Source organism: Massilia sp. DWR3-1-1, assembly GCF_049898325.1.
Lineage (GTDB): Bacteria > Pseudomonadota > Gammaproteobacteria > Burkholderiales > Burkholderiaceae_D > JAFCUW01.
Window position 1 is genome coordinate 77,402 of sequence record NZ_JAFCXL010000002.1, and the last position, 24,024, is coordinate 101,425.

Annotated in this window: 25 protein-coding genes; 19 read left to right on the forward strand and 6 right to left on the reverse strand. The window is 63.2% G+C overall.

The genetic code is table 11. The annotated features are described in order from the left end of the window. Positions 1 to 12: 12 nt before the first annotated feature. Entirely contained in the window at positions 13 to 1,206 is a 1,194-nt protein-coding gene (locus tag ACP7EY_RS02575; protein ID WP_426190740.1) for a DesA family fatty acid desaturase, read from the forward strand. 68 nt (positions 1,207 to 1,274) lie between these two features. Here the strand turns inward: ACP7EY_RS02575 and ACP7EY_RS02580 are convergent, their stop codons facing one another. Further along, positions 1,275 to 2,996 carry a DUF418 domain-containing protein gene (locus ACP7EY_RS02580; protein ID WP_426190164.1) on the reverse strand — a complete coding sequence of 574 codons (1,722 nt, stop codon included), beginning with the start codon at positions 2,994 to 2,996 and terminating at the stop codon, positions 1,275 to 1,277. 183 nt (positions 2,997 to 3,179) lie between these two features. Here ACP7EY_RS02580 and ACP7EY_RS02585 point away from each other — a divergent pair, with 183 nt between their 5' ends. Beyond that, complete coding sequence (locus ACP7EY_RS02585) at positions 3,180 to 5,582, forward strand: penicillin acylase family protein (protein ID WP_426190166.1); 2,403 nt, start codon at positions 3,180 to 3,182, stop codon at positions 5,580 to 5,582. 73 nt (positions 5,583 to 5,655) lie between these two features. Here the strand turns inward: ACP7EY_RS02585 and rpmG are convergent, their stop codons facing one another. The 3 genes from rpmG to radC all read right to left on the reverse strand — a co-directional run bounded on the left by rpmG (position 5,656) and on the right by radC (position 6,875). After that, positions 5,656 to 5,826 carry a 50S ribosomal protein L33 gene (rpmG, locus tag ACP7EY_RS02590; protein WP_197422130.1) on the reverse strand — a complete coding sequence of 57 codons (171 nt, stop codon included), beginning with the start codon at positions 5,824 to 5,826 and terminating at the stop codon, positions 5,656 to 5,658. A 10-nt stretch (positions 5,827 to 5,836) separates the two neighbouring features. Next, positions 5,837 to 6,073, reverse strand: coding sequence for a 50S ribosomal protein L28 (gene rpmB, locus ACP7EY_RS02595; RefSeq protein WP_426190168.1), 237 nt, complete (start codon positions 6,071 to 6,073; stop codon positions 5,837 to 5,839). 127 nt (positions 6,074 to 6,200) lie between these two features. Then, positions 6,201 to 6,875: a RadC family protein gene (gene radC / locus ACP7EY_RS02600; protein ID WP_426190170.1), complete on the reverse strand. Its 675-nt coding sequence runs from the start codon at positions 6,873 to 6,875 to the stop codon at positions 6,201 to 6,203. A 157-nt stretch (positions 6,876 to 7,032) separates the two neighbouring features. Here radC and ACP7EY_RS02605 point away from each other — a divergent pair, with 157 nt between their 5' ends. The 6 genes from ACP7EY_RS02605 (at position 7,033) to ACP7EY_RS02630 (ending at position 12,402) form a co-directional block, all read left to right on the forward strand. Beyond that, positions 7,033 to 7,488, forward strand: coding sequence for an FKBP-type peptidyl-prolyl cis-trans isomerase (locus ACP7EY_RS02605; protein WP_426190172.1), 456 nt, complete (start codon positions 7,033 to 7,035; stop codon positions 7,486 to 7,488). Positions 7,489 to 7,504: 16 nt separating this feature from the next. Beyond that, positions 7,505 to 8,449, forward strand: coding sequence for a 4-hydroxy-3-methylbut-2-enyl diphosphate reductase (gene ispH / locus ACP7EY_RS02610; protein WP_426190174.1), 945 nt, complete (start codon positions 7,505 to 7,507; stop codon positions 8,447 to 8,449). Positions 8,450 to 8,737: 288 nt separating this feature from the next. Then, positions 8,738 to 9,667: a branched-chain amino acid ABC transporter permease gene (locus tag ACP7EY_RS02615; protein ID WP_426190176.1), complete on the forward strand. Its 930-nt coding sequence runs from the start codon at positions 8,738 to 8,740 to the stop codon at positions 9,665 to 9,667. Positions 9,668 to 9,676: 9 nt separating this feature from the next. Next, positions 9,677 to 10,885 carry an ABC transporter permease subunit gene (locus ACP7EY_RS02620; protein ID WP_426190178.1) on the forward strand — a complete coding sequence of 403 codons (1,209 nt, stop codon included), beginning with the start codon at positions 9,677 to 9,679 and terminating at the stop codon, positions 10,883 to 10,885. 24 nt (positions 10,886 to 10,909) lie between these two features. Then, positions 10,910 to 11,683 (forward strand): ABC transporter ATP-binding protein, encoded by a 774-nt coding sequence (locus ACP7EY_RS02625; protein WP_426190180.1) that lies wholly within the window; start codon positions 10,910 to 10,912, stop codon positions 11,681 to 11,683. After that, the gene (locus ACP7EY_RS02630) at positions 11,680 to 12,402 is read left to right on the forward strand and encodes an ABC transporter ATP-binding protein (RefSeq protein WP_426190182.1); all 723 of its coding nucleotides are present in this window, start codon (positions 11,680 to 11,682) and stop codon (positions 12,400 to 12,402) included. The genes ACP7EY_RS02625 and ACP7EY_RS02630 overlap by 4 nt, the downstream gene beginning before the upstream one ends. A 76-nt stretch (positions 12,403 to 12,478) precedes the next feature. Here ACP7EY_RS02630 and phaP read toward each other — a convergent pair whose 3' ends face one another. Then, positions 12,479 to 13,039, reverse strand: coding sequence for a TIGR01841 family phasin (phaP, locus tag ACP7EY_RS02635; RefSeq protein ID WP_426190184.1), 561 nt, complete (start codon positions 13,037 to 13,039; stop codon positions 12,479 to 12,481). A 359-nt stretch (positions 13,040 to 13,398) separates the two neighbouring features. Between phaP and ACP7EY_RS02640 the strand changes: the two genes are divergently transcribed. From ACP7EY_RS02640 to ACP7EY_RS02650, 3 genes are all read left to right on the forward strand, one after another. Continuing rightward, complete coding sequence (locus tag ACP7EY_RS02640) at positions 13,399 to 14,301, forward strand: DMT family transporter (protein WP_426190186.1); 903 nt, start codon at positions 13,399 to 13,401, stop codon at positions 14,299 to 14,301. Between the two features lie 9 nt (positions 14,302 to 14,310). Then, a complete protein-coding gene (locus ACP7EY_RS02645; RefSeq protein WP_426190188.1) occupies positions 14,311 to 15,006 on the forward strand; it encodes a nitroreductase in 696 nt (231 codons plus the stop codon). Between the two features lie 141 nt (positions 15,007 to 15,147). Then, positions 15,148 to 16,209 carry a serine hydrolase gene (locus tag ACP7EY_RS02650; protein ID WP_426190190.1) on the forward strand — a complete coding sequence of 354 codons (1,062 nt, stop codon included), beginning with the start codon at positions 15,148 to 15,150 and terminating at the stop codon, positions 16,207 to 16,209. Positions 16,210 to 16,364: 155 nt separating this feature from the next. Here the strand turns inward: ACP7EY_RS02650 and ACP7EY_RS02655 are convergent, their stop codons facing one another. Beyond that, positions 16,365 to 17,147, reverse strand: coding sequence for an IclR family transcriptional regulator (locus tag ACP7EY_RS02655; protein WP_426190192.1), 783 nt, complete (start codon positions 17,145 to 17,147; stop codon positions 16,365 to 16,367). A 146-nt stretch (positions 17,148 to 17,293) separates the two neighbouring features. On the opposite strand from ACP7EY_RS02655, the gene ACP7EY_RS02660 reads away from it, so the two are divergent. From ACP7EY_RS02660 to ACP7EY_RS02695, 8 genes are all read left to right on the forward strand, one after another. Next, positions 17,294 to 17,680: a diacylglycerol kinase gene (locus ACP7EY_RS02660; protein WP_426190194.1), complete on the forward strand. Its 387-nt coding sequence runs from the start codon at positions 17,294 to 17,296 to the stop codon at positions 17,678 to 17,680. Between the two features lie 74 nt (positions 17,681 to 17,754). Next, positions 17,755 to 18,336, forward strand: coding sequence for an RBBP9/YdeN family alpha/beta hydrolase (locus tag ACP7EY_RS02665; protein ID WP_426190196.1), 582 nt, complete (start codon positions 17,755 to 17,757; stop codon positions 18,334 to 18,336). Between the two features lie 38 nt (positions 18,337 to 18,374). Next, complete coding sequence (locus ACP7EY_RS02670; RefSeq protein WP_426190198.1) at positions 18,375 to 19,013, forward strand: peroxiredoxin; 639 nt, start codon at positions 18,375 to 18,377, stop codon at positions 19,011 to 19,013. A 96-nt stretch (positions 19,014 to 19,109) separates the two neighbouring features. Next, positions 19,110 to 19,883, forward strand: a complete 774-nt coding sequence (locus ACP7EY_RS02675; protein ID WP_426190200.1) for a sulfite exporter TauE/SafE family protein — start codon at positions 19,110 to 19,112, stop codon at positions 19,881 to 19,883. A 118-nt stretch (positions 19,884 to 20,001) separates the two neighbouring features. Further along, positions 20,002 to 20,871 (forward strand): sulfate ABC transporter permease subunit CysT, encoded by an 870-nt coding sequence (cysT, locus tag ACP7EY_RS02680; RefSeq protein WP_426190202.1) that lies wholly within the window; start codon positions 20,002 to 20,004, stop codon positions 20,869 to 20,871. Beyond that, positions 20,868 to 21,824, forward strand: coding sequence for a sulfate ABC transporter permease subunit CysW (gene cysW, locus ACP7EY_RS02685; protein WP_426190204.1), 957 nt, complete (start codon positions 20,868 to 20,870; stop codon positions 21,822 to 21,824). Before cysT ends, cysW begins: the two co-directional genes overlap by 4 nt. Beyond that, entirely contained in the window at positions 21,821 to 22,894 is a 1,074-nt protein-coding gene (locus ACP7EY_RS02690; protein ID WP_426190206.1) for a sulfate/molybdate ABC transporter ATP-binding protein, read from the forward strand. Before cysW ends, ACP7EY_RS02690 begins: the two co-directional genes overlap by 4 nt. Next, positions 22,891 to 23,829 (forward strand): CysB family HTH-type transcriptional regulator, encoded by a 939-nt coding sequence (locus ACP7EY_RS02695; protein ID WP_426190208.1) that lies wholly within the window; start codon positions 22,891 to 22,893, stop codon positions 23,827 to 23,829. Before ACP7EY_RS02690 ends, ACP7EY_RS02695 begins: the two co-directional genes overlap by 4 nt. Positions 23,830 to 24,024: the final 195 nt, after the last annotated feature.

Below are 24,024 nucleotides of genomic sequence, written 5' to 3' on the forward strand. Positions count from 1 at the left end.
TTGTTAAGCAGCATGATGCAAGCGGTACTGGGTTTTCTGGACGGCGGCATCTTTAAACTGTCGGCGTGGCAAGTAGTTGTTTATACGCTCGTTGTAACGCACATCACGATCGCCGCGGTGACGATCTATCTGCACCGCCACCAGGCCCACCGGGCGCTGGAACTGCACGCGCTGCCCAGCCATTTTTTCCGTTTCTGGCTGTGGCTCACCACCGGCCAGGTCACCAAGGAATGGGCCGCCATCCACCGCAAGCACCACGCCAAGTGCGACACCGAGGAAGACCCGCACAGCCCGGTCACGCGCGGCATCAAAAAAGTGTTTTTTGAAGGCGCCGAGCTGTACCGCGACGAGTCGAGAAACCTGGAAACCATGGCCAAATATGGCCACGGCACGCCGACCGACTGGATCGAGCGCAACCTGTACACCCGCTTCAGCATGCAAGGCGTGGCCATCCTGCTGGTGCTCAACATCGCCCTGTTTGGCATCATCGGCTTGTCGATCTGGGCCGTGCAGATGATGTGGATTCCGATCATGGCCGCCGGCATCATCAACGGCATCGGTCACTGGTGGGGCTATCGCAACTACGATTGCGCGGATGCGGCCACCAACATCGTCCCGTGGGGCATCCTGATCGGTGGCGAAGAGCTGCACAACAACCACCACACCTATGCCACCTCGGCCAAGCTGTCGAGCAAGTGGTATGAGTTCGATATCGGCTGGCTGTATATCCGCATCCTGGAAACGCTGGGCCTGGCGAAAGTGCGCAAGATCGCGCCGGAGCCAAAATTCGCGCAAGGCAAGCTGGTCGCCGACTTCGATACCTTGCAGTCCGTCATCGCCAACCGTTATGACGTGATGGCCAAGTATGCCAAGTCCTTCAAGCACGCCTGGCACGAAGAGATCGACCATTTGCGCAACAAGGCGGCGCTGGAAAAGCGTTTCCTGAAGTCTTCGCGCAAGTTGCTGCAACGGGAGCCGGCCAAGCTGGAGCCGTCGCACAAGCTGCAACTGACGGAATTGTTCGAGCACAGCAAGGCGCTCGAAACCATGCACACGATGCGCGTCGAACTGGGCGCCATCTGGGAACGCTCGCACTTTACGCGTGACCAGTTGCTGCACCAACTGCAAGACTGGTGCGCGCGCGCCGAAGCGTCGGGCATCAAGTCGCTGCAGGAGTTTTCCCTGCGCTTGCGCAGCTACGCGTAAGCAAGCGCTCGCTTGAAACAAAAGAAAGGCTCCCGCGGGAGCCTTTCTTTTTGCGCCGGCGCTGATCGTCAGGCCGCCGCCGCCAGCCCCGTTGGTGCGCGCCCGATGCGCATTGCCGGCCACTTCAGGTAGGTGATCGCGCGCCAGACCCACTCGGCCGGGCCGTAACGGAAGTTTGCCAGCCACAGGTGACTAAGGGCAATCTGCGTCGTCAGCAGGCAGGCGGCCACCCCCAGTTGCGCTGCCCGGCCCATGCCGTACAGCGCCATGCCGTGACCGAGGAACAGCAGCGACATCACCAGCGATTGCATGAGGTAATTGCTCAGCGCCATGCGGCCGAACGGTGCCAGCACCTTGATGCGGGACAGCGGTGAGCGGCTGTGCAGCATCAGTACCACCATGCCCACGTAACCGAGGCAGGCGGGCAAGTTGCCCAGCACGTGGAGGGCGTCGGCCAGCATGAAGCCGTCCTGGTCCGCACCGGGCACGTGGCTGGTGGCGATCAGGCTGCCGGCGATGCCCATGCCGATGCCCAGTGGCAGCAGCAGGTAGGCGAACTTGCGGAACAGGGGCAGGTGGGCGGCGGTGTTTTCCATCACCCCGGAACGGATGAACCAGGTGCCGAGCAGGAACATGCCGATCAACAGGGTGGCGAAGCCGGACTCACCGCCAGCGTGCTCAGCAAAATGCGTGGCGCGAAATTTCACCAGTTCGATGTAACTGCCCGAGCTCATCACTTTTTGTTCGACCACCACCTTGTCCGCCTGTTTTTTCAGGCGCTCGGCCTTGTCCTTGGCCGCTTCCGCTTTCTTTTCCGCTTCTGTCTTCGGTGCGACAGCAGCCTTGGCGCCTGCCTTGTCGCTGGCGGCCGGGGCCGGCCTGGCGACGGGCGCTGATGCGCTCGCCACCACGGGGGGGGCCAGTTCGACAGGTTTAAAATAGAAATACAGGCCGCCGGCCAGTTGCATGGTCGCAAACAGGGTAAAAATCGCCACCCCCGCGCGCCATGGACGGGCGGCGACGGGGTCGTGGAATTTTTGCGCCAGCACGGCCAGGATGGTAAACAGCAGGGTGGCGGCAGTGAGCGGACCGCGCGGCTGCACGGGCAGGCCGGGGACGAACCAGAACACCAGCGCGGCGATGGCGGCAATGGTGGCCATCAAGGCAATGCCGAAGGCGCCCGCCGACAGGCGCACGATCTTCTTGTCGCTGCGCAGGTAGAGGGCGACGATGCCGGAGAACGCCAGCGCGAACGCGGCCGTGCCGCCCGCTTCATTGACCCCCGGGATAAAAGCGACGCCGATGGCCAGCACGATCGCCAGCAGCAGCCAGCGGGTCTTGGCGTACAGCACCACCAGCAGGTAGGTGGCGGCGACCGCGTAGCTGAACAGGATGTCGCCGGCGAACAGGAAAATGTGGTGGACGGCGCCGAACACGGCCAGCGCGGCGATGCGCCGCATATACGGCTTGAGAAAGCTGCGCCCGGCCGTTTCGGCGCGCGTGAGCATGACGGCAAAGCCCATGCCGAACAGCAGCGAGAAAATGGTCCAGAATTTGCCGGCGACAAAGTAGGCGACGAAGTAGGACGCCAGCCAGTCGATGCCCGTCAAGCCGGCCGGCATGCCCGTGCCCAGGGTCGACATGGCACGGTTGAAAAACTCGATGTTCATGACGCAAATGCCCAGCAGGGCGAAGCCGCGCACGACGTCGAGCGCGGCGATGCGCTGGCCGCTGGGCACTGGCGCCAGGGCCATCGCGGCGCTGTCAGGTTGGTCCGTGAGGGTGTGCATGGTGATGATCCCGTCATTGAAAGGTTATAGTCCTGTCATGGTAATCCTGCCGCCTGCGCGCCGAACGGGAATCCGACGAAGTGTCGAAAACACGGCGTGGAGTGCGACAGGCGGCGATGGACTCCACTTGCATGATAGGCAATTAACTCTATACTGGCGCATCACTTTCGCTCCGAGGATTTTATGTTGCACGCGCGCCACTGCCTGCCCATCCTGTCGTTCGTCGTGGCCGCCGCCGCCACCGCGGCCCCGCCCACGCAGACCATCAAGGTGGCCGGCCTGGCCCAGGGCGCCGAGATCCTGGTCGACCAGTGGGGCGTGCCGCACATTTATGCGCAAAGCCAGGACGACGCTTTTTTCGCCCAGGGTTTCAATGCCGCGCGCGACCGCCTGTTCCAGATCGACTTGTGGCGCCGCCGGGGGCTCGGTGAATTGTCCGCCGTGTTCGGCCCCGCCTTCGTCGCCCAGGACCGCGCCGCGCGCCTGTTCCTGTTTCGCGGTGATATGCAAAAAGAATGGAAGTCGTACGGGAAGGGCGCCCAGCGTATCAGTGAGCGTTTCGTGGCGGGCATTAACGCCTATATCGATTACGTGGCGCAGAACCCGGCGGCGCTGCCGTTTGAATTCCGGCAGGCCGGCTATGCGCCGGCGCGCTGGCGCGCCGAGGACGTGGTGCGCATCCGCAGCCATGGCCTGACCCGCAACCTGACCGCCGAGGTGGCGCGCGCCGGCGTGGTGTGCGCGGCCAGCCTGGAAGCGGACCTGGTGCGCAGCACCCCGCAGCCACCGTGGAAGACGACGGTACCGGCCGGCCTCGATCCCTGCTTGCCGGCCGGCTTGCTCGACGTGTTCAAACTGGCCACCGACAACGTTTTCTTTGGCAACGACAAATCGATCTCTCAGCGCGATGGCAATGCGGCCGAACCGCTGCGCCTGGCGGGCGCCGACCTCGAGGCGGCCCGCCTGGAGGGCAGCAACAACTGGGTGGTGGCGCCGTCGAAGTCCGCCACCGGCCGGCCCATCATGGCCAACGATCCCCACCGCGCCTATTCCGCCCCGTCGCTGCGCTACATTGCCCACCTGAGTGCGCCCGGCATGGATGTGATCGGCGCGGGCGAGCCGGCGCTGCCCGGCATCTCGATCGGCCACAACGGCACCATCGCCTTCGGCCTGACCATCTTCAGCATCGACCAGGAAGATTTGTATGTCTATGCACTGAACCCGGCCAATCCCGCCCAGTACCAGTACAAGGGGCAATGGGAGGCGCTGCGCGTGCACAAGGAGATCATTGCCGTGAAGGGCGGGGCGGCGGTGCCCGTCGAACTGGCGTTCACCCGCCATGGCCCCGTCATTTTCACGGAGGCGGGCAAGCAGCGCGCGTTTGCCGTGCGCTCGGGCTGGCTCGAGCCGGGCATGGCGCCGTATTTCGGCAGCATCGATTACATGATGGCGAAAAATTTCGCCCAGTTCAAACAGGCCATGCTCAACTGGGGCGCCCCCACCGAAAACCAGGTTTATGCGGACACGGCCGGCAATATCGGCTGGGTGGCCGGCGGCTTGACGCCGATCCGGCCCAACTGGGACGGCCTGTTGCCCGTGCCGGGCGACGGCCGCTACGAGTGGGCGGGCTTCCTGAGCGGCGACAAGTTGCCGTCGAGCCTGAACCCGAAGCAGGGCTGGTTCGCCTCCGCCAACGAAATGAATTTGCCGGCCGGCTATCCCTACAAGGAGCGCAAGATCGGCTTCGAGTGGCCCAACGACGCCCGCAAGGTGCGCATCGGCGAGGTGCTCGCCAGCACCGCGAAGGTGTCGATCGAGGACTCGATGCACCTGCAAAACGACCTGCTGTCGATTCCCGCGCGGCGCATGCTGGCCCTGTTAAAACCGCTCAAGACGGGCGAGCCGAAGGCGGCCGCCGCGCTGGCCCTGCTGCGGGGCTGGAACGCGACCGAGCATGCGCAGTCGGCGCAGGCGGCGCTGTTTGAAATCTGGTGGTCGCGCCACCTCAACCGCGAGTACGCGCGCGCCGTGCTGGACCCGAAATTCGTGCCCGCCGTGAATGCCGTCGACAGCACCGCGATGATGGCGGCGCTCGAGCGCCCGGCCGCGCGCTTCGGTCGCCAGGGCGGCGCGCGGCGCGACCAACTGCTCGTCTCGAGCCTGGGCGCGGCCTGGGCCGACATGGAGCGCCTGGCCGGCCCCGATCCCAAGGCCTGGCAATGGGGCAAGCTGCACTACAGTTATTATGCCCATCCCATGAGCACGATGGGCGACGGCAGCCTGCGCGGCAAGCTCAACGTGGGACCGTTCCCCGCCCAGGGCGGCGCCAACACCGTCAGCCAGTCCAGTTACCGGCCGGCCGACTTCTTGAAGGTCAATGGGCCGTCGTTCCGGGTCGTGGTCGACGTGGGCAACTGGGACAATTCGCGGGCGATGAACACGCCCGGCCAGTCGGGCGACCCGGACAGCCCGCACTACCGCGACCTGGCCGCCAGCTGGGGCAGTGGCAGCTATTTCCCCCTGCTGTATTCGCGCAAGGCCATCGAGGGCGTGACCGAATCGATCATCCGCCTGCAGCCCAGGTGAGGGGACGGCACAATAAAAAAGCCGCTCACTTGCGTGGGCGGCTTTTTTAAAAACGACGACAACGTGATCGGGATTACTTGATCTTCGTTTCTTTGTACATAACGTGCTTGCGTGCCTTCGGATCGAACTTCATGATCTCCATCTTGGCAGGCATCGTGCGCTTGTTCTTGTCGGTGGTGTAGAAGTGACCCGTGCCTGCAGTCGATTCCAGCTTGATTTTGTCGCGGCCAGTTTTTGCCATGATAGCTCCCTAATTAAACTTTGATGCCACGGGCGCGCATGTCGACCAGGACGGCATCGATGCCGACTTTGTCGATGACGCGCAGACCGGCGTTGGACAAGCGCAGGGAGACCCAGCGGTTTTCCGATTCCACGAAAATACGACGATTCTGCAAGTTAGGCAGAAAACGACGTTTCGTCTTGTTGTTAGCGTGGGAGACGTTGTTACCAACCATCGGGCCCTTGCCAGTTACTTCGCAAACACGTGCCATAACGCACTCCTTCAATAAACTTCCGCAATTCGGAAAAACGAGAGTATAGCGTGAAAACTATCGATGAATCAATCACTTGTGAAAAACAATTGTGTCTTGATAATGTCGCTAAATTTAACAATTGCCGTCACAATTGGCCGTGCTCGGCAAACGAGTGGACCTGCAGTCCTGCCACCACGAAATGGTCGAGCACGCGCACGTCCACCAGCGCCAGCGCCCGCGTGAGGGCGGCCGTCAGGCTCAGGTCCGAGCTGCTCGGTTCGGCGCTGCCGGACGGGTGGTTGTGCGCCAGCATCACGCCTGCCGCATTGTGGCGCAGGGCTGCCTTGACCACTTCGCGCGGATAGACGCTGGTATGGGTGAGGGTGCCGCGAAACATTTCTTCGCTGGCGATCAGGCGATTTTTGACGTCCAGGAACAACACGAGGAACACTTCGTGCGCGTGCTGATACAAGCTGGTGCGCAGATAGTGCTTGACGGTGTCGGGCGAGCCCAGCGTGGCGCCCCGTTCAAGCTCCTCGCCGATGGCGCGGCGGGCCAGTTCCATGACGGCGTTCAATTGGGCGAACTTGGCCGGTCCCAGCCCGTGCAGGCGGGAAAATTCGGTGACGGAGGCACCGAACATGGCCTTGATCGAGCCGAAGTGGCGCAGCAACTGTTCGCCCAGTTCGACGGCGCTGCAGCCTTGCACGCCCACCCGCAAAAACACGGCCAGCAGTTCGGCGTCCGACAGCGTGCGGGCGCCGTCGGCAATCAGGCGCTCGCGCGGGCGCTGGCGCACGGGCCAGTCTTTGATCGTCATGGTCGCTCCTCGGTTGTATCCCCGCAGGCAGATTAAACCGAAGCGCGCCGGTCGGCCTTGTTCCGGGGCAGGACCGTTCGGCCCGTGCCGCTGGGTCCGAATCACCATCTGGCTTACAATATCGCTTTGCACGCCAGCCCAATCGCCCCCAACTATCATGACCCAAGCGCCCCTCCCGGTCGTCACCGACGCCGCCTACCTGACCCTGCACTACCGCCTGGCCACCGCCGACGGCACCGACATCGTCAGCACCTTCAATGCCAATCCCGCCACGCTGATGCTGGGGCAGGGCCAGCTGGCGCCGTTCCTGGAGCAGCGCCTGATGGGCCTGGTTGAAGGCAGCCACGAGAAATTCGTGCTGGCCGCCGGCGAAGCCTTCGGCGAGCGCAGCGAAGAGATGGTGCAGGCAGTCTCGCGCGCCACCCTGGACGACAATTCCGCGCCCGGCGCCCAGTACGTGGTGGGCGACCTGGTCGATTTCGCCGCGCCCGGCGGCGGCCGCTTTGCCGGGGTGCTGCGCGAGTTCACCGACACGGGCGCGATTTTCGACTTCAACCATCCGCTGGCGGGCAAACCGCTGGTGTTCGAAGTCAAACTGATCTCCGTGCTGTAATCAAGGACCCCTATATATGGACAGCGAAATCCTTCTGGCCCAGCCGCGCGGCTTTTGCGCCGGCGTCGACCGCGCCATCGACATCGTCGAGCGCGCCTTGCAACAGTTCGGCGCGCCCATCTACGTGCGCCACGAAATCGTCCACAACGCCTACGTGGTGGCGGACCTGCGCAACAAGGGCGCGATTTTTATCGAGGACCTCGACGATGTACCGCCCGGTAACACCCTGGTGTTTTCCGCCCACGGCGTGTCGAAAGCGGTGCGCGAAGAAGCAGCCCAGCGGGGCCTGACGATTTTCGACGCCACCTGCCCGCTGGTTACCAAGGTGCACGTGGAAGTGGCGAAAATGCGCAGGCAGGAGTGCGAAATCGTCATGATCGGCCACCAGGGTCACCCGGAAGTGGAAGGCACCATGGGCCAGGCGGACGCCGGCATGCACCTGGTGGAAACGGTGGACGACGTTGCCACCCTGCAGGTGGCCAATCCGGACAAGCTCGCTTACGTGTCGCAAACCACCCTGTCGGTGGACGACACGGCCGCCATCATCGACGCGCTCAAGCAAAAGTACCCGAACATCATCGAGCCGAAGAAGGGCGACATCTGCTACGCCACCACCAATCGCCAGGAGGCCGTCAAATTCATGGCGCCCCAGGTGGAAGTGGTGATCGTCGTTGGCAGCCCGAACAGCTCGAATTCGAACCGCCTGCGCGAAGTGGCCGACAAGATGGGCACCCCCGCCTACATGATCGACAATGCCTCGCAAATCGATCCCCAGTGGCTCGAAGGCCGCCAGCGCATCGGCGTCACCGCCGGCGCCTCGGCGCCCGAAGTGCTGGTGCAGGCGGTGATCGACCGCCTGAAAGAACTCGGTGCGCGCAGCGTGCGGGCGCTCGAAGGCGTCGAGGAACACGTCACATTTCCTTTGCCCAAGGGCCTGGACGGACCCAAGCGGGTGCAGTGAGCATGATTTTGGGGCAGGGGGCAGGGAAGTTTCGCACCAAGTTGATTCAAGGGAAATAATATTCGGTAGACGGGTGATTTTCCCATGTTAGTTTTTTCAAAACCTCGCTATCATGACGACGCTCGCACTACGCCCCCAGCCGTAGTCGCTGTACAAACCATGTAACACCCGCGTGGCGCGCGTCGCCACACGGGGCGTTTTGTGAATCAGGCGCAGGCCAGGAGCGGCACCTCGGGTAGTCCCCGGGTGCCGTTTTTGTTAGATCTAAAAGAAAGAGAATCCCACCCCATGGATACATTTATCCAACAGATCATCAATGGATTGGTGCTCGGCAGTATGTATGCGCTGATCGCCCTCGGCTACACCATGGTGTACGGTGTTTTGAATCTGATTAACTTCGCCCACGGCGACGTGCTGATGATCGGCGCCATGGTCGGCCTGACCATCCTGAAATTGCTGGAAGTGTTCGCGCCCGGCCTGCCTGGCTATGTCGATCTGTTCATCGCCATTGCCGGCGCCGTGCCCGCCTGCATGCTGGTCAACATCATCATCGAGCGGGTCGCCTACCGCCGCCTGCGCAATGCGCCCCGGCTGGCGCCCCTGATCACGGCGATCGGCGTGTCGATCCTGCTGCAAACCTTCGCCATGATGATCTGGGGCCGCAGCCCGCTGCCCTTCCCGCAACTGCTCTCGAGCGAGCCGCTGATGATCGGCGGCGCCGTCATCTCGCAAACCCAGGTGCTGCTGCTGGTGCTGGCGGCGCTGGCCATGCTGGGCCTGGTGTTTTTGGTCGAAAAAACGAAAATGGGCCGCGCCATGCGCGCCGTCGCGGAAAACCCCCGCGTGGCCGGGCTGATGGGGGTCGATTCCAACAAGGTCATCGTCGCCACCTTCGCCATCGGCGCGGCGCTGGCCGCAGTGGCCGGGGTGATGTGGGGCGCCAACTATGCCTCGATCGCCTTTGCCATGGGCACCTTGCCCGGCTTGAAAGCGTTCTGCGCGGCAGTGCTGGGTGGCATCGGCAATATTTATGGCGCCATGATCGGCGGCATTTTGCTGGGCATTATCGAAAGTCTGGGCGCCGGCTACATCGGCGACCTGACCGGCGGCTTTCTCGGCAGCCACTACCAGGACATCTTCGCCTTCGTGGTGTTGATCATCGTGCTCACGATCCGGCCCTCCGGCATCATGGGCGAACGCGTCGCCGACCGCGCATAAGGAACCACCATGGCCCTGCTCAATTTTAACGTCCAAGACAAGCCGCGCCAGGCCTATGCCAGCATGGCAATCTTGCTGATCGGCCTGATCATCTTCCCTTTCGTCGCTGCGCAGTTCGGCAACTCGTGGGTGCGCATCATCGACATCGCCCTGCTGTACATCATGCTGGCGCTGGGCCTGAACATCGTGGTGGGCTTCGCCGGCCTGCTCGACCTCGGTTATATCGCTTTCTTTGCCGTGGGCGCCTACCTGACGGGCCTGCTGGCCTCGCCCCAGTTTGCCCAGTTGCTCGAATCGATCGTCAATTACAGTCCCGCCGTCGGCGCCGCCCTGGTGTCGCTGTTCGGCCCCGAGATCGTGCAAAACGGTATTCACTTGTCGGTATGGATCGTCGTGCCGCTGGCGGCGCTGGTGGCCGGCCTGTGCGGCGCGCTGCTGGGCGCGCCCACCCTGAAGCTGCGCGGCGACTACCTGGCCATCGTCACGCTGGGCTTCGGCGAGATCATCCGCATTTTCATGAACAACCTGAACGACCCGATCAACTTCACCAACGGTCCGCAGGGCATCAATGCGATCGACCCCGTGCGCATCTTCGCCGTCAACCTGGCCGGCGAACCCGGTTCGCGCGCGAACGTCATCCTGGGCGGCTTTTCGATGCCCTCGGTGAACGCCTACTATTTCCTGTTCCTGGTCCTGTGCATCGCCATCGTCTTCATCACCTCGCGCCTGCAGCACTCGCGCCTGGGCCGTGCCTGGGTGGCAATCCGCGAAGATGAAATCGCCGCCAAGGCGATGGGCATCAATACCCGCAACGTCAAGTTGCTGGCGTTTTCCATGGGCGCCTCGTTTGGCGGCGTGGCCGGCGCCATGTTTGCGTCATTCCAGGGCTTCGTGTCGCCGGAGTCGTTCTCGCTGACGGAGTCGATTGCCGTGCTGGCCATGGTGGTGCTGGGCGGGATCGGCCACATTCCCGGCGTCATCATGGGCGGCGTACTGCTGGCGGCCTTGCCGGAAGTGCTGCGCCACGTCGTCGAGCCCCTGCAGATGACCCTGTTCGGCAAAGTGATCATCGAGTCCGAAGTGCTGCGCCAGTTGCTGTACGGCCTGGCGCTGGTCCTGATCATGCTCAATCGCCCGGCGGGCCTGTGGCCCTCGCCGAAACACGAAGACCGGCCGGAAGCTGCCGAAACGAACAAGGGCGAAACGTTCCCGGCTTAAGTCGGGCGCGCACGAGGACACCACATGAGCGAACAAATTATTCTCAACATCGCCGGCGTCAATAAACGCTTCGGCGGCCTGGCAGCGCTGACCAATGTCGGCATCAAGATCATGCAGGGCCAGATCTATGGCCTGATCGGCCCCAACGGCGCCGGCAAGACGACGTTTTTTAACGTCATCACGGGCTTGTACCAGCCCGACTCGGGCACCTTTGAACTGGCCGGCAAGCCATATTCGCCGTCGGCGCCGCACGAAGTGGCGAAGGCGGGGATTGCCCGCACGTTTCAAAACATCCGCCTGTTTGGCGAAATGACGGCGCTGGAAAACGTCATGGTGGGACGCCACGTGCGCTCGCACCAGGGCGTGTTCGGCGCCGTGTTCCGCCACAAGGCGGCGCGCCTAGAAGAAGCGTCGATCCGCGCCCGCGCGCAGGAGTTGCTCGATTTCGTCGGCATCGGCCAGTTTGCCAACCGCACCTCGAAATTTTTGTCCTACGGCGATCAACGCCGCCTGGAAATTGCCCGCGCGCTGGCCACCGATCCCCAACTGCTGGCGCTCGACGAGCCGGCCGCCGGCATGAATGCCACCGAAAAGCTGGCCCTGCGCGAGCTCCTGGTCAAGATCAAGAATGAAGGCAAGACCGTGCTGCTGATCGAGCACGACGTCAAATTGATGATGGGTCTGTGCGACCGCATCACCGTGCTCGAGTACGGCAAACCGATCGCTGAAGGCGTGCCCAGCGAGATCCAAAAGAATCAGGCCGTCATCGACGCCTACCTGGGAGCGGCCCACAAATGAGCGACAATATCCTGGAAATCGCCGGTCTGAAAGTTGCCTACGGCGGCATCAAGGCCGTCAAGGGCATCGATCTGGAAGTGAACAAGGGCGAACTGGTCACCCTGATCGGCGCCAACGGCGCCGGCAAGACCACCACCCTCAAGGCGATCACGGGTACGCTGCCTGCCTGCAATGTTGAAGGCGTGATCAGCTACATGGGCACGCCCTTGACCGGCGTGCACTCGTTCCAGATGGTGCAAAAGAAGCTGGCCATGGTGCCGGAAGGGCGTGGCGTGTTCACCCGCATGACCATCCACGAAAACCTCTTGATGGGCGCCTACACGCGCGACGACAAGGCCGGTATCGAGCTGGACGTGGAAAAGTGGTACGCGGTGTTTCCCCGCCTGAAAGAACGCTCGGCCGCGCTGGCCGGCACCCTGTCGGGCGGCGAGCAGCAGATGCTGGCCATGGCGCGCGCCCTGATGAGCCATCCGAACCTGCTGCTGCTGGACGAACCGTCGATGGGCTTGTCGCCCATAATGGTCGAGAAAATTTTCGAAGTGATCCGCGACGTCTCGAAGCAGGGCATCACCATCCTGCTCGTCGAGCAGAACGCCAAGCTGGCGCTGGAAGCGTCGCACCGGGGCTACGTGATGGATTCGGGCAGCATCATCATGACGGGCGATGCGGCGTCGATGCTGCACGACCCGCGCGTGCAGGCGGCCTACCTGGGGGAATAAACCGCGGATTCAGCTGCGCGAGTGCCCATAAAAAAAGCCCCGAAATTCGGGGCTTTTGTTTGACGGCGGCGCCTGATTACTTGGCTTTGGCCGCCATGCTCTGTGCGGCCTGGGTGAACTGGGTCACGGCAGCGGTGACATTGGTTTCAACCGCCTGGGCCGCCTGCTTGGCGGTCTTGCTGAACTGCTCGTAACCGGCGTTGGCGTTGCCGAGCGAGGCCTTGAAGGCGGCGACGACGTTTTCCGAACCGGCCGGGGCGTTCTTGCTCATTTCGTCGACCAGGCTGATGACTTTGCTGTTGGTCTCGGCCAGCTGGGTTTCCGCGGCCTTGGTGAATTCAGCCTGGGTGCCGGCAGCGATGGCGGCAACCTGGCGGCTGTACGCCAGGGCTTTTTCGGCGCTTGGCTGGACCTGGGCAGCGCTGAGCGACAGGAATTCCTGGGCATCCTTGGCCGCCAGCAGTTGACGCGTGGTATTGGCCGACTCTTCCAGGCTCGCCTTGGCAGCGCTCATGTTCAGTTCCACCAGCTTTTCCATGCTCTCGAAGGCCTTGGCGGTCAGCGAGGAGAAAATGGCGTACTGCGATTCGAAGTTGGCTTTGGTGGCGTTCGAAAACTGCTCGGGAATAGCAAACATGTAGTTCTCCAAAAGAGGTGGTAGTACGGAGTTTGTAATGCGACTGTGCGGCAGAAACGGTGATCGGTGAAGCGGACTTGCGGGTTGATGCACTATGATTGTGCATTGCAACAGATGTACATTTTACTGAAATTTTGAGCGACGTCAAGCGGTTTTTGTGCACCGCAACATTTAAATTTTGCCCAATTTATTGCGTTAAATCAAAAGCTTACGCGGGGCGCATGAAAATTCATGCTGCCAATGCAAATTGGATGCCGGAATGCGGCACGGGCCGGCATGCTAGACTGACCATATTGCGCTCACCTCAAGGCTGACCTGGCGCAGCAGCCGTCCGCAATTTCGATCAGGCGCCTTGACCGATGTCCACTTCTTCCCCCTCCAGCCTGGCGTCGCCGGCACCCTGGCTCTCCCCGGTGCCGATTTTTTTCGTCCTGCTGTGGAGCACGGGTTTTATTGTTGCCAAGTTCGGCTTGCCGTACGCGCCGCCGCTGACCTTTCTGATGCTGCGCTGCGCGCTGGCGGTGTGCGTGCTGGTGCCGATGGTGCTGATCTGGAAAGCGCCGTGGCCCCGCGGCGCGGCAATTTTTCATATCGGGGTGGCGGGCCTGTTGTTGCAGGCCGGTTACCTGTCGGGCGTCTGGTGTGCCATCAAGCTGGGCATGCCGGCCGGCTTGTCGGCGCTGATCGTGGGCATGCAGCCGATTCTGACGGCGGCGGCGGCGCCCCTGATAGGCGAGCGGGTGCGTCCGCGCCAGTGGCTGGGCTTGTTGTTCGGCCTGACCGGCGTGGCGCTGGTGGTGGTCGCCAAGATCAAGTTGGTGGGATTGTCGCCGTGGGCGATCGGGTTTTGCGTGTTCGCGCTGTTGTCGATCACCATCGGCACCATGTACCAGAAGCGCTTCTGTCCCCGCTTCGACTTGCGCAGCGGCACGGTGATTCAATTTAGCGCCACGGCGCTGGCCTTGCTGCCGCTGGCCTGGCTGTTCGAAGGCCTCGACCCGTCCCTGAGCCAGGTGACGTGGACCCCGAATTTCATCGGCGCGCTGCTGTGGTCGGTGTTCGCGCTGTCGATCGGCGCCATTTTCCTGTTGTTCAAATTACTGCGCCGGAGCGAGGCCACCCAGGTCACCAGCTTGCTGTACCTGACCCCGCCCACCACCGCCATCATGGCCTGGATTGCCTTCGGCGAAGCGTTCAATCTGCTCGGTATCGCCGGCATGGTGCTGGCCGTCGTCGGTGTCGTCTTCGTCGTCAGAAAATAGGGAGTGTGCATGATTTCGAATGAACAACAACGCCTGGTCGACCAGGCCATCGTCAGCCGGCGCTCGATCCGCGCCTTCCTGCCCACCGCGGTCGCGCACGACGACATTGCCGCCATTCTCGAGGTGGCGGCGCGGGCGCCGTCGGGCACCAATACCCAGCCGTGGAAAGTGACGGTGGTGACGGGCCAGGCGCGCCAGCGGCTGGTCGAGGCCATTCTCGCGGTCGCCGCGGACCCGCAGGCGGCGGCCCAGCACACCGAGGAATATGCCTACTATCCGCGGCAGTGGACCTCGCCCTTCATCGAGCGGCGCCGCAAGGTGGGCTGGGACCTGTATGCGCTGCTGGGGCTGGGGCGCGAGAACAAGGCGGGCATGGCGGCCCAGCATGCGCGCAATTTTCGTTTTTTCGATGCGCCCGTCGGCCTCATTTTCAGTATCGACCGCGTGCTCGAACAGGGTTCCTGGCTCGACTACGGCATGTTTTTACAAAACATCATGGTGGCGGCCCGGGGCAGGGGACTCGACACCTGCCCGCAGGCGGCATTTACCCAGTTCCATCGGATCATTGCCCAGCAACTCGACTTGCCCGCCAATGAAACGGTGGTCTGCGGCATGGCGCTCGGTTACGCCGATCCCGGCAAGATTGAGAATTCCCTCGTCACCGAGCGCGTCCCGCTTGCGCAATTCGCCCGTTTTCTTTCATGAGTTGGTAGACTGATCTCGAAACGACGCGTGATCGAAACACCGTCGGCGCGATCATGCGGCGGTGCGGAAAAATCCTTGCCATTGCTCAGTGTTTTGCTACACTGCAACGAGTGTTTTTAGTTTGCCGCAAAGGAATGCCCGATGTTCAAGTATGCGCTAGCCGCCATCATTTCCGCCCTGATCGCACTGAGCTCGGCACCCGCGGCGCAAGCGGCGGCCCAGGGCCACACGGCATCAGGCAAGAAACCCGCCAGGCACCACGCGCTCGCCACCGGCGGGCGCGGCAAGGTACGGGCCGCCAGCGCCCGTCCCCGCACGGGAAAAGTCATCATCAATGTGCGCGGCAAGCGCGTCGCCAGCCTGCGCCCCGTGCGCAGTTCGCATCCGCTGGCGATCGCCCGCAGCGCCGGCGACGTCGCCGGGCTGAACCTCACGCCCGACCAGGTGGGGCTGGCCTCCAACGTCGCGTTCGTGCTCGACCAGACCAGTTCCGAGGTGCTGTTCGAAAAAAACGCCAACGTGGCCCTGCCGATCGCGTCGATCACCAAGCTGATGACGGGCCTGGTGGTGGTGCAGGCGCAGCAGGACATGCACGAAATGATCAGCATCACCGATGGCGACATCGACTATGAAAAGCACACCAGCTCGCGCCTGGGCGTGGGTGCGCGCATGAGCCGCGGCGACCTGCTGCACATCGCACTGATGAGCTCGGAAAACCGCGCCGCCTCCGCGCTGGGCCGCAACTATCCGGGCGGCATCAACGCCTTCGTCGAGGCGATGAACGCCAAGGCGCGCCAGCTTGGCATGCACGACACCCGTTACGTCGATGCCAATGGCCTGTCCAGCCGCAACATCGCCAGCGCCCGCGACCTGGCCAAGCTGGCCATCGCCGCCTACCAGGAGCCGCTGCTGCGCGAATACTCGACCGACCCGAAATACCAGGTCGATGCCGGGGGCCGCCTGATGCACTACTCGAACACCAATTACCTCGTTGCCAGTCCCGACTGGGACATCGGCTTGCAAAAAACCGGCTTTATCAATGAGGCGGGGCGCTGCCTGGTGATGCAGGCGATGATCCAGGGCCGCGCCGTGATCATGGTGTTTTTGGATTCCAAGGGCAAGCAATCGCGCACGGCCGACGCCGGCCGCATGCGCCGCTGGCTCGAACAGTTGCAGCAGATTCGCGCGCCCGGCCTGGGCTGAGCGAAAAAGACAGGGGCTGGCTCCACGGACCAGCCCCTGTGCAGCCGCGTTGAAGTTTGTTAGGCCATGAACGATGGTTCATGACGGCAGCCTTCTGCGCACAGCTCCGCATCCACCTTGTTCAGACAAGGGGCGCGTCCGTAAGTTCAATGTTTTTAAGCTGGAATGTAGCCCAGCGTGGCGGAGATGCGCGCGGCCGTCTGCACCAGGTCGTCGAGCCATTCTTCCTGCAGGCGGTCGGCCGGCGCCGAGATCGACAGGCCCGCGATGAGCTTGCCGGAGTCGTCGTGGATGCCGGCCGCCATGCAGCGCACGCCGAGTTCGAGTTCCTCGTTGTCGCGCGCATAGCCGCGCGCGCGCACCAGGCTCAGTTCCCGTTCGAGCTTGGCCAGGTCGGTGATCGAATTCTTGTTGTGGCCGGCCAGCCCCGTGCGGGTGGCGTAGGAACGGATCGCCTTCGGCTCGTCGACCGACAGGAACAGCTTGCCCGTCGAGGTCAGGTGCAGCGGGCCGCGCCCGCCGATGGCGCGCACCACCTGCATGCCGGAGCGCTCGGAAAACGCCCGGTCGATGTAGACGATCTCGTCGCCCTGGCGCACCGACAGGTTGATGGTTTGCTGGGTTTTCTTGTGCAGCGAACGCATGCTGTCGAGCGCCGCTTCGCGCACCGACAGGCGGCTCTTGACGACATTGCCCAACTCCAGCAGGCGCATGCCCAGCCGGTAAGTGCCCGGCTCGACCCGGTCGACAAACCGGGTGATCACCATGTCGTTGAGGATCCGGTGCGCCGTCGACGGATGCAGGCCCGACACTTTCGACAATTCCTTCAGGCTCACGGGGTCGCTGTAGCTGGCCAGGGCGTCGAGCAGGGCGACCATGCGCTCGATCACCTGGATCGAGGTCTTGGCGGGCTCTGCGACGATGGGTTCAAGTTTCATGATGTGGTTGGTGCAGTGCAGTATGCGTGCCCAACTTATATCACAATGTGAAAAGATTTGGCAAGCTTGCGCGCCCGTGGCGGACAGTTGCGGACATTTGCCGCGGCCGGCGCATAATGGCGGTTTGTCATTTCAGGAACGATTTCATGGTCGAACCAGTCAGTCAGTTCAAGAGCAAAAGTGGTTTCAAGCGCATCGTCGGCGCCTTCGGTTACTCCATGGACGGGTTTCGCTCGGCGTGGCGGAGCGAAGCGGCGTTTCGCCAGGAAATGCTGCTGATGGTGGTGGGCAGCGTGACGGCGCTCAGCATGAGTATTTCCGCCTTCGAAAAATTCATGCTGATCGGCGTGCTGGTATTGATGCTGATCGTCGAGCTGATGAATTCGGCCATCGAGGCCGTGGTCGACCGCATTTCGCTCGATCACCACCCCTTGTCGAAAAACGCCAAGGATTTCGGCAGCGCCGCCGTGGCCCTGTCGATCGGTCTGGCCGCCACCGCCTGGGGCGTGGTGCTGTTCAACCGATTTTACTGAGCATGCCATATGCGCCACCGGCATAAGCAAGTAGCAATCGCTTCGTTGGACAATAGCCCGGCTGGCCGTATTGTATGAAGCAGGAGGCCACGATGGCGCAGGAACTGTATCGCGAATTTCAAGTCATACTGGTGCCGGGACTGCATGACAGCAGCCCCGACCACTGGCAATCGCTGTGGCAGCAGCGCTACCCGGAATTTTTTCGCGTCGAGCAAGACCACTGGGATACCCCCGATTTGCCCGCCTGGACCGCGCGCCTTGATCAGGTGCGCGCCCGCGATCCCCGTCCCGCCCTGTTCATCGCCCACAGCTTCGGTTGCCTGGCCACGGTGGCGAGCATCAACGCCAACCCGGCCGGCGCCGCCGGCGCCTTGCTGGTGGCGCCGGCCGACCCCCATAAATTCGGCGTGGCGGGCGCGCTGCCGCCCGCCGCGCTGGCCGTGCCCACCACCGTGGTGAGCAGCCGCGACGATCCCTGGATGGCCGCCGCCGATGCCGCCATGTGGGCGCGGCGCTGGCACAGCGAACTGGTCGACGCCGGCGCGATCGGCCATATCAACGCCGCCTCGGCACTGGCCGACTGGCCATGGGGCCTGAATACCTTGCAGTTACTGTATGAACGGGCGCATGCGCCACAGCGGGCGCTGCTGGCATGATGGCAGTCCCGACCCTTTGATTCACACTGGAGACCACGATGACACTACGTTTGGGCGATACCGCCCCCGATTTCGAGCAGGATTCCTCCATCGGCAAGCTGCATTTCTATGACTGGGCGGGCGATGCCTGGGTGGTGCTGTTTTCCCATCCGGCCGATTTCACCCCCGTCTGCACGACCGAACTGGGCCTGACGGCCAAGCTGAAACCCGAGTTCGACAAGCGCAACGTCAAGGCGCTCGCCCTGTCGGTCGATCCGGCCGACAAGCACCAGGCCTGGATTGCCGATATCGAGCAGACCCAGCATACCGTGGTGGGCTTTCCCATCATCGCCGACCAGGACCGCAGCGTGTCGACCCTGTACGACATGATCCACCCGCAAGCGTCGGCCACGGCCACGGTGCGTTCGCTGTTCATCATCGATCCGGCCAAGAAAGTGCGCCTGACCATTACCTACCCGATGAGCACGGGCCGCAATTTCGACGAAGTGCTGCGCGTGATCGACGCCCTGCAACTAAGCGACAAGTACACGGTGGCCACGCCCGGCAACTGGAAAGATGGCGATGACGTCATCATTCCCCTGACGGTGCAGGATCCCGAAGTGCTGGCGCAAAAGTATCCGAAAGGCTTTACAGCGGAGCGCCCTTACCTGCGCCTGACGCCGCAACCGGGCAAATAAGGTTGATGGCAATGCTTATGCCATAAGCAAATAAGAAGTCGGTCTTTGCGCATAAGGCCGAGGCTGCTTAAGATGCACGAAACTAAGGATTCGTGCATGTTATTCAGCTACATTGTTTCGGGCTTTGCCGTCGGCCTGCTGGTCGGCATGACCGGGGTGGGCGGCGGCTCGCTGATGACCCCCCTGTTGACCCTGCTGTTCGGGGTCCCGCCCTCGGTCGCCGTCGGCACCGATCTCGCCTTTGCCGCCATCACCAAGACTGCCGGCACGCTCACCCACCGCGTGCGGGGCACCGTGCGCTGGGACATTGTCCGCCACCTGTGCATGGGCGCCTTGCCGGCCGCCGTCGCCGCCGCGCTGGCGCTCAAGCACTTTGGCGCCCTGAACGCGGAAATTGGCCAGCTGATCCGTTATTCGATCGCCGGCTCCGTGCTGCTCACCGTGACGGCGCTGCTGTTCAGAAAACAGATGATGGCATGGGTCAATGCCAAGCCCAGCCGCCAACTGCACGGCGCCAGCCTGCGCACGGCCACCATCGGCGCCGGCCTCGTGCTGGGCACCCTGGTCACCATTTCCTCGATTGGCGCCGGCGCCATCGGCGCCACCATCCTCGTCATGTTGTACCCGAAACTCAGTGCCGCCGAAGTGGCCGGCACCGACATCGCCTATGCCGTCCCGCTGACGGCGATCGCCGCCCTCGGTCACTGGTGGCTGGGCTCGATCAACTGGACCCTGCTGGCGAGCTTGCTGATCGGCTCGGTCCCTGGCATCGTCATCGGTTCAATGGCCGCCCGCGCCGTGCCGGAGCGCTTCCTGCGCGCGCTGCTCGCCGTCACCCTCACGGCCGTGGCCGCCAAGCTGATCTGGTAAGCGCCCCCAGGCGTATATAGCTTGCCGATCTAAACAAATGAAAATTGCTTCGTTTGTGATATGCGTTTTTCCTGCGATTATCGAGTCTTCATAGAAGAATCCGTAATAAGAGGACCGCATGCCTGCTCTTTCAATCTCCCCGCCACCCGTGCGCGGCGCGCCCTTTCGCGTCATGCCAGGGTTTGGCCTGTCGATCGGCTTCACGGTGTTTTACCTGAGCCTGATCGTCCTCATCCCCCTGTCGGCGGTGTTTTTCAAAACCTTCACCATGAGCTGGGAAGCGTTCTGGAACGCCGTGACGTCCGACCGCGTCGTCGCCTCCTATAAATTGTCGTTCGGCGCTTCGCTGATTGCCGCGGGCATCAATGTGGTGTTCGGCGGCATCGTCGCCTGGGTGCTGGTGCGCTATAAATTCCCCGGCAAACGCTTTGTCGACGCGCTGGTCGATCTGCCCTTCGCCTTGCCCACCGCCGTCGCCGGCATCACGCTCACGGCCCTGTATTCGCAGAACGGCTGGATCGGCCGCTACCTCGAGCCCCTGGGCCTGAAAATCGCCTTTACCCCGCTGGGCGTGGTGGTGGCGCTGACCTTCATCGGCTTGCCCTTCGTGGTGCGCACCGTCCAGCCCGTGCTGGAAGAAGCCGAGCGCGAACTCGAAGAGGCCGCCGCCAGCCTGGGCGCGAGCTCGTGGCAGATCTTCGCCCGCGTGGTCTTTCCGACCATCATGCCCGCCATGCTGACGGGGTTCGCGCTGGCCTTTGCCCGCGCCACCGGCGAATACGGCTCGGTGATCTTCATCGCCGGCAATATGCCGATGGTGTCCGAGATCACGCCCCTGTTCATCATCACCAAGCTCGAGCAATACGATTACGCCGGCGCCACCGCGATTGCCGTGGTGATGTTGCTGGCCTCGTTTGCGATGCTCTTGATGATCAATCTGTTGCAAGCCTGGGCCCGTAGCCGTAACGGCGGCGGGAGCAAGAAATGAGCGCCGTGATCTCTCCCGTCCCGCCCCAGCCGGCCGCAGCCGTGCCTTTGAAAAGCGCCGTCAAGCAGGTGCGCCGCGGTGAACTGCCCAGCGGCTCAAACGTGTTCGAGCCGGCCTGGATCCGCGTCTGCCTGATCATCGTCGCGCTGCTGTTTCTGACCCTGTTCCTGTTCGTGCCGCTGGTGGCCGTGTTTGCCGAGGCCTTCAAAAAGGGCTGGCAGGCCTACCTGGCGGCGATCACCGATCCGGACGCCGTCTCGGCCATCAAGCTGACCCTGATCGCCGCCGTCATCGCCGTGCCCTTGAACCTGGTGTTCGGCATTGCCGCCTCGTGGGCGATCGCAAAGTTCGAGTTCCGCGGCAAGAGCGTGCTGCTGACCCTGATCGACTTGCCGTTTTCCGTGTCTCCCGTCATTTCCGGCCTGATCTATGTGCTGATGTTCGGCGCCCAGGGCTGGTTCGGGCCCTGGCTGCAGGAACACGACATCAAGATCCTGTTCGCCGTGCCCGGCATCGTGCTGGCCACCGTGTTCATCACGTTTCCGTTTGTCGCCCGCGAACTCATTCCCCTGATGCAGGCGCAGGGCAACGAGGAAGAAGAAGCGGCGCTGGTGCTGGGCGCGTCCGGCTGGAATACCTTCCGCCGCGTCACCCTGCCCAACATCAAGTGGGGCCTGCTGTACGGCGTGATTTTATGCAATGCCCGCGCCATGGGCGAGTTCGGCGCCGTCTCGGTGGTGTCGGGCCACATCCGCGGCGAGACCAACACCATGCCCCTGCAAGTGGAAATTCTTTATAACGAATACAACTTCGCCGCCGCCTTCGCCATCGCATCGCTGCTGGCCTTGCTGGCCCTGGTGACGCTGGCGATCAAATCGGTGATCGAGTGGCGCCTGCACCAATCCCAGAACAATGACGACGACGACACCAGTATCGAGGAGCACACAGCATGACGATTGAAGTTCAACACATCCGCAAGCAGTTCGGCCAGTTCAAGGCGCTTGACGACGTTTCGCTGAAATTCCCGAATGGTGAGCTGACCGCGCTGCTGGGCCCGTCCGGCTGCGGCAAGACCACGCTGCTGCGCATCATCGCCGGTCTCGAGCATCCCGACGCCGGCCAGGTGCTGCTCGACGGCGAGGACGCCTCCAGCCGCCACGTGCGCGAGCGCCAGGTGGGCTTCGTGTTCCAGCACTACGCGCTGTTCAAGCACATGACGGTGTTCGAAAACGTCGCCTTCGGCCTGCGCGTGCGGCCCCGCAAGGAGCGCCCGTCCGAGCAGCAGATCCGCCACAAGGTCAAGGAACTGCTCGAACTGGTGCAGCTGGACTGGCTGGCCGACCGTTATCCGCCGCAACTGTCCGGTGGCCAGCGCCAGCGCATTGCCCTGGCGCGCGCGCTGGCGGTGGAGCCGCGCGTGCTGCTGCTCGATGAGCCCTTCGGCGCGCTCGACGCCAAGGTGCGCAAGGAACTGCGGCGCTGGCTGCGCCGCCTGCACGACGAACTGCACGTGACGAGTATTTTCGTCACCCACGACCAGGAAGAGGCGCTCGAAGTGGCCGACCAGGTGGTGCTGATGAACAAGGGTAAAGTGGAGCAACTGGGCACCCCGGACGCCGTCTACAACGCGCCCGCTTCGCCCTTCGTCTACGGCTTCCTGGGCAACGTCAACCTGTTCCATGGCCGCGTCCACGATGGCGTATTGGCCACCGGCGACGCCAGTTTCCTGGTGCCCGATCACGCCCTCGTGCAAGACGGCAAGGGCATCGCCTATGTGCGTCCGCACGATCTCGACATCGACCGCGAAGCGGTGGGCATCGATGGCATCGTGGTGCGCCTGCGCCGCTCGCACGCGATCGGCCCGCTGGCCCAGCTCGACCTCGAGCGCGCCGACAACGCCGAACTGATCGAAGCGGTGATCCCGAACGAGCGCTTCCGCCAGCTGGGCCTGAAAGATGGCGAGACGCTGGTGGTGCGCCCCCGCCGCATGCAGGTGTTCGTCGACCAGGGGGCGGCGATATGAACTTCCAACAATTGCGTTCCATCCGCGAGGCGGCGCGCCGCGGCTACAACCTGACGGAAGTGGCCAACGCCCTGTTCACCTCGCAGCCGGGGGTGAGCCGGCAGATCCGCGAACTCGAAGACGAGCTCGGCGTCGTCATTTTCGAGCGCAACGGCAAGCGCCTGACGGGCTTGACGGAGCCGGGCAAGGGCATCCTGAAAATCGTCGACCGCCTGCTGGTGGAGGCGGAAAACCTGCAGCAGGCCAGCCTCGAATACGCCGGCAAGAAAACCGGCACGCTGAGCATCGCCGCCACCCACACGCAGGCGCGCTACGCGCTGCCCCGGGCGGTGCAGTCGTTTCGCGAATCGTTTCCCGATGTGCGCATCGCGCTGCAGCAGAGCGCGCCCGACCACATCGCCGAATGGGTGTTGTCCGGCAAGGCCGACATCGGCATCGCCACCGAGGGCCTGTCGCAGTTCCCCGACCTGGTGTCGTTTCCCTGCTACCGCTGGAGCCACCTGATCGTGGTGCCGGACGGTCACCCGCTGCTGCAACACTCGCCCATCCGGCTGGAAGACCTGGCCCTGTATCCGCTCATCACCTACGACGTCGGCTTCACGGGGCGCGGGCACATCGATGCCGCCTTTGTCCACGCCGGCGTGACGCCCGACATCGTGCTCACGGCGATGGATTCGGACGTCATCAAACAGTATGTGTCGCTGGGCATGGGGGTGGGGCTGGTGGCATCGATGGCCTTCGATCACGGCCGCGACAAGGGCTTGCGCGCGGTCGAGGCCTCGCACCTGTTCGCGCCCAACGTGACGCGGCTGGCGGTGCGGCGCGGCGCCTACCTGCGCTCGTACGCCTACCACTTCATCGAGCAGTTCGCGCCCGAATTGACGCGCGCGGTGGTCGACCAGGCCCTGCAAGTGGCGTCGGACCAGGCAGCCTGAACGGAAGGGGCGGGCGCCCCGTTCGACATCGGCCAAACTCGCGCCACGGCGCCGGTGCTAAGGTGAATGTCGCCGCCGCCGCGCATGTCGCGGGCGGGTGTCGGGCTGCCGCAACGGCTTCGAATTTCGCATAAGCTTGCGCCAAAAAATTCGTTCGCACCGGCTGCCCAAACGCCTACCATCCGCAGCTTCGAA

What these genes read in the sequence shown, in the direction of transcription:
- cysT (WP_426190202.1), top strand. Translation starts at nt 20,002, where the DNA reads ATGCCTGCTCTTTCAATCTCCCCGCCACCCGTGCGCGGCGCGCCCTTT.
- ACP7EY_RS02575 (WP_426190740.1), top strand. Translation starts at nt 13, where the DNA reads ATGATGCAAGCGGTACTGGGTTTTCTGGACGGCGGCATCTTTAAACTG.
- radC (WP_426190170.1), bottom strand. Translation starts at nt 6,875, where the DNA reads ATGACGATCAAAGACTGGCCCGTGCGCCAGCGCCCGCGCGAGCGCCTG.
- ACP7EY_RS02665 (WP_426190196.1), top strand. Translation starts at nt 17,755, where the DNA reads ATGAAGCAGGAGGCCACGATGGCGCAGGAACTGTATCGCGAATTTCAA.
- rpmB (WP_426190168.1), bottom strand. Translation starts at nt 6,073, where the DNA reads ATGGCACGTGTTTGCGAAGTAACTGGCAAGGGCCCGATGGTTGGTAAC.
- ACP7EY_RS02615 (WP_426190176.1), top strand. Translation starts at nt 8,738, where the DNA reads ATGGATACATTTATCCAACAGATCATCAATGGATTGGTGCTCGGCAGT.
- phaP (WP_426190184.1), bottom strand. Translation starts at nt 13,039, where the DNA reads ATGTTTGCTATTCCCGAGCAGTTTTCGAACGCCACCAAAGCCAACTTC.
- ACP7EY_RS02650 (WP_426190190.1), top strand. Translation starts at nt 15,148, where the DNA reads ATGTTCAAGTATGCGCTAGCCGCCATCATTTCCGCCCTGATCGCACTG.
- ACP7EY_RS02630 (WP_426190182.1), top strand. Translation starts at nt 11,680, where the DNA reads ATGAGCGACAATATCCTGGAAATCGCCGGTCTGAAAGTTGCCTACGGC.
- ACP7EY_RS02580 (WP_426190164.1), bottom strand. Translation starts at nt 2,996, where the DNA reads ATGCACACCCTCACGGACCAACCTGACAGCGCCGCGATGGCCCTGGCG.
- ACP7EY_RS02675 (WP_426190200.1), top strand. Translation starts at nt 19,110, where the DNA reads ATGTTATTCAGCTACATTGTTTCGGGCTTTGCCGTCGGCCTGCTGGTC.
- ACP7EY_RS02640 (WP_426190186.1), top strand. Translation starts at nt 13,399, where the DNA reads ATGTCCACTTCTTCCCCCTCCAGCCTGGCGTCGCCGGCACCCTGGCTC.
- ACP7EY_RS02695 (WP_426190208.1), top strand. Translation starts at nt 22,891, where the DNA reads ATGAACTTCCAACAATTGCGTTCCATCCGCGAGGCGGCGCGCCGCGGC.
- ACP7EY_RS02620 (WP_426190178.1), top strand. Translation starts at nt 9,677, where the DNA reads ATGGCCCTGCTCAATTTTAACGTCCAAGACAAGCCGCGCCAGGCCTAT.
- ACP7EY_RS02605 (WP_426190172.1), top strand. Translation starts at nt 7,033, where the DNA reads ATGACCCAAGCGCCCCTCCCGGTCGTCACCGACGCCGCCTACCTGACC.
- ACP7EY_RS02670 (WP_426190198.1), top strand. Translation starts at nt 18,375, where the DNA reads ATGACACTACGTTTGGGCGATACCGCCCCCGATTTCGAGCAGGATTCC.
- cysW (WP_426190204.1), top strand. Translation starts at nt 20,868, where the DNA reads ATGAGCGCCGTGATCTCTCCCGTCCCGCCCCAGCCGGCCGCAGCCGTG.
- ACP7EY_RS02690 (WP_426190206.1), top strand. Translation starts at nt 21,821, where the DNA reads ATGACGATTGAAGTTCAACACATCCGCAAGCAGTTCGGCCAGTTCAAG.
- ACP7EY_RS02625 (WP_426190180.1), top strand. Translation starts at nt 10,910, where the DNA reads ATGAGCGAACAAATTATTCTCAACATCGCCGGCGTCAATAAACGCTTC.
- ispH (WP_426190174.1), top strand. Translation starts at nt 7,505, where the DNA reads ATGGACAGCGAAATCCTTCTGGCCCAGCCGCGCGGCTTTTGCGCCGGC.
- ACP7EY_RS02585 (WP_426190166.1), top strand. Translation starts at nt 3,180, where the DNA reads ATGTTGCACGCGCGCCACTGCCTGCCCATCCTGTCGTTCGTCGTGGCC.
- ACP7EY_RS02655 (WP_426190192.1), bottom strand. Translation starts at nt 17,147, where the DNA reads ATGAAACTTGAACCCATCGTCGCAGAGCCCGCCAAGACCTCGATCCAG.
- ACP7EY_RS02645 (WP_426190188.1), top strand. Translation starts at nt 14,311, where the DNA reads ATGATTTCGAATGAACAACAACGCCTGGTCGACCAGGCCATCGTCAGC.
- ACP7EY_RS02660 (WP_426190194.1), top strand. Translation starts at nt 17,294, where the DNA reads ATGGTCGAACCAGTCAGTCAGTTCAAGAGCAAAAGTGGTTTCAAGCGC.